Consider the following 6,073-nt stretch of genomic DNA (forward strand, 5'->3'; position numbering starts at 1 on the left):
ATGACACGTGCACTTATCAGTGTTTCAGACAAGACCAATATCGTTGACTTTGCTCAGGCATTAGTCAGACAGAACATAGAGATTATTTCAACAGGAGGGACGAAAAAGGTCCTGGAAGAGGCTGGGATTCCAACCTTGTCGATCGAAGAGGTCACCGGTTTTCCTGAAATGATGGACGGACGGGTCAAAACGCTGCACCCGCTGATCCATGGGGGACTGCTGGGCCGTCGGGATCTGGACACTCACCTCTCGGCTATGGAAGACCACGACATCACCCCGATCGACTTTGTCTGTGTCAACCTGTATCCATTTAAAGAGACAATTGCCAGACCCGAAACGACTAGAGAAGAAGCAATCGAACAGATAGACATAGGTGGACCGAGCATGCTTAGAAGCGCGGCTAAAAACCATGCAACAGTCACAGTCATTGTAGATACTGATGACTACAGTCAAGTGATCAAGGAGCTGGAAGAGAACGGACAGACCACTCTCAAGACTAGACAACATCTGGCAGCTAAAGTTTTCCATCTTACGGCCGCTTATGATGCACTGATTGCTGAATATCTGACTGAGCAAGTTGAGGAAGAGACCCAGCTGGATAGTTATACGCAGACGTATGATTTGAAGCAGACTCTAAGGTACGGCGAAAACAGTCATCAGAGTGCTGTATTTTATGAATCGCCACGAGCAAACAGTTTTTCCATTGCCAAGGCAAAGCAGCTTCACGGAAAAGAATTGTCTTACAATAATATCAAGGATGCAGATGCATCTATCCGTATCGTTCGTGAATTTAACGGACCGGCAGCTGTAGCACTTAAACACATGAATCCGTGCGGAATAGGAATTGGTGAGTCGATAGAAGAAGCCTTTGACAGAGCCTATGATGCAGACCCTGTGTCAATTTTTGGTGGCATCGTCACAGTCAATGAAACAGTCACAGCTGAACTTGCAGACAAATTAAGTAAAATCTTCCTTGAAATCGTCATTGCTCCTGGTTTTTCTCAGGATGCTCTGGCTGTCTTGACTAAAAAGAAAAATATCCGTCTGCTTGAACTGGATTTTTCTGAATCAAGACAAGGTGGAAAAGAATCCGTGTCCGTACTTGGCGGCCTGCTGGTTCAGGACCAGGACTGGGTCAACGAAGAAGATGCACCTGAATGGTCAGTTGTTACGGACAAGGCACCAACTGACAGCCAGATGCGTGCACTGAAACTGAACTGGAAAGCAGTGAAGCATGTGAAGAGCAACGCCATTGTCGTGGGGAATGACAAGCAGACCTTAGGCATCGGAGCCGGTCAGATGAACCGGGTCGGAGCAGTCAAAATTGCCATTGAACAGGCAGGTGAGCAGGCAGAAGATGCGGTCATGGCCAGCGATGCCTTTTTCCCGATGGATGACAGTGTCGAATATGCTGCCGAGAACGGGATTAAAGCAATCATTCAGCCAGGCGGAAGCATCAAGGATCAGGCGTCGATCGACAAGGCGAATGAATACGGCATCGCCATGGTCTTTACAGGAATGCGTCACTTTAGACATTGATCAATAAAAGAGAGGGAAACCTCTCTTTCGTTTTATACATAGATTATATTTAGGGATTTTAAAGGGGAGAAACATGTGAAGTTACTAGTGATTGGATCAGGTGGACGTGAACACGCGATTGCCAAAAAACTGCTGGAGGGCAGCCAAGTCGAGCAGGTGTTCTGTGCACCGGGAAACCCGGGGATGACTCGTGACGGTATAACCGTGCTGAATATCAGTCAGGAAGACCATGCGACGTTAATTGATTTTGCCAAAAAAGAAAGTGTTGAATGGACCATCGTTGGCCCGGAACTCCCCCTGTTAAATGGCATCGTGGATGATTTCCAGGCTGAAGGGCTCGCAATTTTCGGCCCGTCAAAAGCTGCGACTCAGATAGAATCATCAAAGGCGTTTGCTAAAGAGCTGATGACCACCAATGCTATTCCGACAGCAGATTACAAGTCTTTCGATCAGTATGAAGAAGCTAGACGTTACATTGAAAAAGGAAACGTTCCAGTCGTCATCAAGGCTGATGGATTGGCCGCAGGTAAAGGAGTCGTTGTAGCTGAAACCATGGAAGCGGCACTTGATGCCCTTGATGACATGATGCTGGATAAAAAATTCGGGGACCAGAACACGCATGTAGTCATCGAAGAATACCTGACGGGAGAAGAGTTTTCTCTTATGGCTTTTGTTAAAAATGAGAAGGTCTATCCGATGGTGATTTCTCAGGATCATAAGCGCCTGCTTGAAGGGGATAAAGGTCCGAACACTGGAGGAATGGGGGCTTATGCTCCAGTTAAGCATATATCTGAAGCTGTAGTAAAAGAAGCGACTGAAAAGATACTCCTGCCGGCTGCGACAGGGATGGTAAGAAACGGCACGCCTTTTACGGGTATATTATATGCCGGAGTCATGGCCACAGAAGATGGACCTAAAACGATCGAGTTCAATGCCCGCTTTGGAGATCCGGAAACGCAAGTGCTGATGAACCGTTTGGAATCCGACCTGGCAGAAGCCATTACTGCTATTCTTAGTGATGAGGAACCCAGTCTAGTCTGGAAGCAAGATGGCGTTAGTCTTGGGGTGGTAGTTGCCTCAAAAGGCTATCCAGAAGCTTACGAAAAATTTAGACCATTAAACCTGCCTGAAATAGACGATCAGATGAACTTGTATTTCGCAGGTGTCTCAGAAACCGAAGGAAAGCTGGTTTCAAACGGCGGCCGTGTCTATTTGGTTGAAGCAGCTGGGAAAACGATCGAAGAGGCGCAGGAAGCTGTCTATTCAGCGCTTGAAGGCGTAGATATAAGCGAGTATGTTTGCAGGAAAGATATCGGAAACAGAGCGGTTATAAACGCGAATAAGCAATAAGGTAAAATGGAACCATAACTATTAGGAGGCGTTTGATTTGGCAATTGAAGTAGGGGTCGTCATGGGAAGCACATCCGACTGGGAGACGATGAAACATACCTGTGAGGTGCTGGATGAACTGGAAGTAGCTTACGAGAAAAAAGTGGTCTCCGCTCACCGGACACCGGACTTGATGTTTGATTATGCTGAAGAAGCGCGCGGGCGAGGGATCAAAGTGATCATCGCTGGAGCGGGAGGCGCTGCGCATCTTCCTGGAATGCTGGCAGCCAAGACGACGCTGCCGGTCATCGGCGTGCCTGTTCAGTCAAAGGCGCTGAACGGTCTGGATTCACTCCTGTCGATCGTACAGATGCCTGGAGGAGTCCCTGTTGCTACCGTAGCCATCGGCAAGGCTGGGGCAACGAATGCCGGTCTCCTCGCCGCTCAGATGTTGGGAGCCTTTCAGCCTGAACTGGCCGACCGAATCGAAAATAGAAGAGAAGCCTTGAAACAGAAGGTAATGGAAAGTAGTGACGAACTTGTCTAAACTGATCAGACCGGGAAGTACAATAGGCATTATAGGTGGGGGACAGCTGGGACGGATGATGGCTTTTTCTGCTAAGGAAAGAGGCTATCGGATCGCTGTGCTTGACCCGACTCCAGACTGTCCGACAGCCCAAGTGGCGGATCTGCATATTGAAGCAGCTTATGATGATCTGGATGCTTTGAAAGAACTGGCCAGATCAAGCGATGTGTTGACCTATGAATTTGAAAATGTCGATGCTGAAACAATTGAACACGTTCTTGAGGCAGTGGAAATTGCAGTTCCCCAGGGGACCGAGCTTTTACTTAATACCCAGAATCGCCTGACTGAAAAAGATTTTCTGGAAAATTCAGGGATTCCTATTGCCGCTTATGCTAAAATTGAAACGGAAGAAAATTTGAAGGAAGCCGTTGAAACCCTCGGCTATCCATGTGTACTGAAAACTGTTCAAGGCGGGTACGACGGAAAGGGCCAAGTCGTTCTGGAATCGGATGCTGAATTTGAAGAAGCTTCTGCTCTGATAAAAAAAGGGACATGTGTCCTGGAAGAGTGGGTGTCATTTGAAAAGGAACTTTCCATTATGGTGGCTCGTAATGCCTCAGGGGATGTGGTCACCTTGCCTGTTTCAGAAAACATCCATGAGAACAATATCCTGCTTAAGAGTATCGTACCGGCACGCGTGTCAGATGAGGTGATGGACGAGGCACGACAGATTGCTGAAACCATCGCTGAAAAGATGACCTTATCAGGTGTCTTGGGTGTGGAACTCTTTTTGACTTCTGAAGGAAAGCTCTATGCCAATGAACTGGCGCCGCGTCCGCATAACTCCGGACATTATTCTATAGAAGCCTGTTCAGACTCACAGTTTGACCTGCACATACGTGCAATCTGCGGCTATCCTCTTGCTGAAGTGGACCTTCTTAAGCCAGCTGTGATGGTCAATATTCTGGGTGAGCACTTTGAACAGGCACTTGAACTGAACAGCAGTCAGCCAGCCTGGCATGTACATGACTACGGCAAGAAAGAGGTCAAGACCGTGCGAAAGATGGGGCACGTGACCATACTGACGGCTGATACCGAGAAGACACTGAAAGATATTGAAGAAACGAAAATCTGGGATTAGGAGACTGGTATAATGATCGAACGCTATACGCGACCTGAAATGAAAGAATTATGGTCAGAGGAGAACCGCTACAAGTCATGGCTGGAAGTTGAGATCCTAGCTGATGAAGCCTGGGCCGAACTGGGAGAGATTCCTAAAGAAGATGTTCAGAAGATCCGAGCGCATGCCTCTTTTGATATTGCCCGTATACTGGAAATCGAAAAAGAAACCAAACATGACGTGGTCGCTTTCACACGAGCCGTTTCTGAAACGTTGGGGGACGAAAAGAAATGGGTCCACTACGGATTGACCAGTACGGATGTCGTTGATACAGCTTACGGCTACCAGCTGAAACAGGTCAATGATGTGCTCAGAAAAGACCTTCAGCAGCTGCTTGAAGTTATCGGTGAAAAAGCGAAAGAACATAAGCATACGGTGACCATGGGACGCACGCACGGTGTTCACGCTGAACCGACTACCTTTGGTCTGAAGCTGGCGCTCTGGTATTCAGAAATGAAACGCCACATCGACCGGTTCGAACACGCAGCTAAAGGCGTAGAAGCCGGAAAAATCAGTGGAGCAGTTGGAACGTTTGCCAATATCCCGCCATTTGTTGAAAAGTATGTCTGCGATAAACTGGGAACGCGTCCTCAGGAAATTTCGACCCAGGTTCTGCCGCGTGATCTGCATGCGGAATATATTAGCACCATTGCCCTTATTGCAACCAGCGTTGAAAAGTTTGCGACCGAAATCAGAGGCCTGCAGAAGTCGGAAACTAGAGAAGTGGAAGAAGGTTTTGCTAAAGGTCAGAAAGGCTCCTCAGCAATGCCTCACAAACGTAACCCGATCGGATCTGAGAATATGGCCGGACTGGCGCGTGTGATCAGAGGGCACATGGTGACAGCTTACGAGAACGTCAGCTTATGGCATGAGCGTGATATTTCGCACTCATCTGCGGAACGCATTATTTTGCCTGACAGCACGACCCTGTTGAATTACATGCTGAACCGATTTGCCAATATCGTCTGCAATCTGACCGTGTTCCCTGAGAACATGAAACGCAATATGGATGCAACACTTGGTCTGATATACAGCCAGCGTGTATTGCTGAAGCTGATCGATAAAGGTCTCAGCCGGGAAGAAGCTTACGACCTGGTTCAGCCCAAAACTGCCATTGCTTGGGATGAACAGACAGCATTCCGCCCACTGCTTGAAGAGGACGAGAAGATTATGTCCATTCTGAATGCAGAAGATATCGAAGATGCTTTTGACTATAACTACCATCTGAAAAATGTAGATGAAATATTTGAACGTGTTGGACTGAATTAATTAAAGCACCTGTCGGGACAGTAAAAGGGATTGTTCCGGCAGGTGTTGTTTTTGTTGCGGATTGACCGGAATAATAATGGCTCTATCTAAGAATAAAAAGGTGCTTAAATCAGGTAGTGCAAAATTATTTAAAAAAACGCTTGCAGGATTTATTCTTACATGATCTCATCTTTAACACCCAAAACCCCGATAAATCCCTACACTAAGGGATTTACCGGGGTTTAAAAATG

5 protein-coding genes are annotated in these 6,073 nt (G+C 47.3%); all 5 read left to right on the plus strand.

Going from position 1 to position 6,073, the window contains the following annotated elements; all coding sequences use genetic code 11:
- Window positions 1–1,539 carry a bifunctional phosphoribosylaminoimidazolecarboxamide formyltransferase/IMP cyclohydrolase gene (purH, locus tag ABFX15_RS03345; RefSeq protein ID WP_346024089.1) on the plus strand — a complete coding sequence of 513 codons (1,539 nt, stop codon included), beginning with the start codon at window positions 1–3 and terminating at the stop codon, window positions 1,537–1,539.
- 75 nt (window positions 1,540–1,614) lie between these two features.
- Window positions 1,615–2,889: a phosphoribosylamine--glycine ligase gene (purD, locus tag ABFX15_RS03350; protein WP_346024090.1), complete on the plus strand. Its 1,275-nt coding sequence runs from the start codon at window positions 1,615–1,617 to the stop codon at window positions 2,887–2,889.
- A 37-nt stretch (window positions 2,890–2,926) separates the two neighbouring features.
- Window positions 2,927–3,415 (plus strand): 5-(carboxyamino)imidazole ribonucleotide mutase, encoded by a 489-nt coding sequence (gene purE, locus ABFX15_RS03355; protein ID WP_346024091.1) that lies wholly within the window; start codon window positions 2,927–2,929, stop codon window positions 3,413–3,415.
- The gene (gene purK, locus ABFX15_RS03360; protein ID WP_346024092.1) at window positions 3,399–4,535 is read left to right on the plus strand and encodes a 5-(carboxyamino)imidazole ribonucleotide synthase; all 1,137 of its coding nucleotides are present in this window, start codon (window positions 3,399–3,401) and stop codon (window positions 4,533–4,535) included. The genes purE and purK overlap by 17 nt, the downstream gene beginning before the upstream one ends.
- A gap of 12 nt (window positions 4,536–4,547) precedes the next feature.
- Complete coding sequence (gene purB, locus ABFX15_RS03365) at window positions 4,548–5,843, plus strand: adenylosuccinate lyase (RefSeq protein WP_346024093.1); 1,296 nt, start codon at window positions 4,548–4,550, stop codon at window positions 5,841–5,843.
- Window positions 5,844–6,073 lie beyond the last annotated feature (230 nt).

Source organism: Alkalibacterium indicireducens (assembly GCF_039522005.1).
GTDB lineage: Bacteria > Bacillota > Bacilli > Lactobacillales > Carnobacteriaceae_A > Alkalibacterium > Alkalibacterium indicireducens.

Coding starts and splice junctions, on each gene's coding strand:
- purH (WP_346024089.1), top strand. CDS start 1: ATGACACGTGCACTTATCAGTGTTTCAGACAAGACCAATATCGTTGAC.
- purB (WP_346024093.1), top strand. CDS start 4,548: ATGATCGAACGCTATACGCGACCTGAAATGAAAGAATTATGGTCAGAG.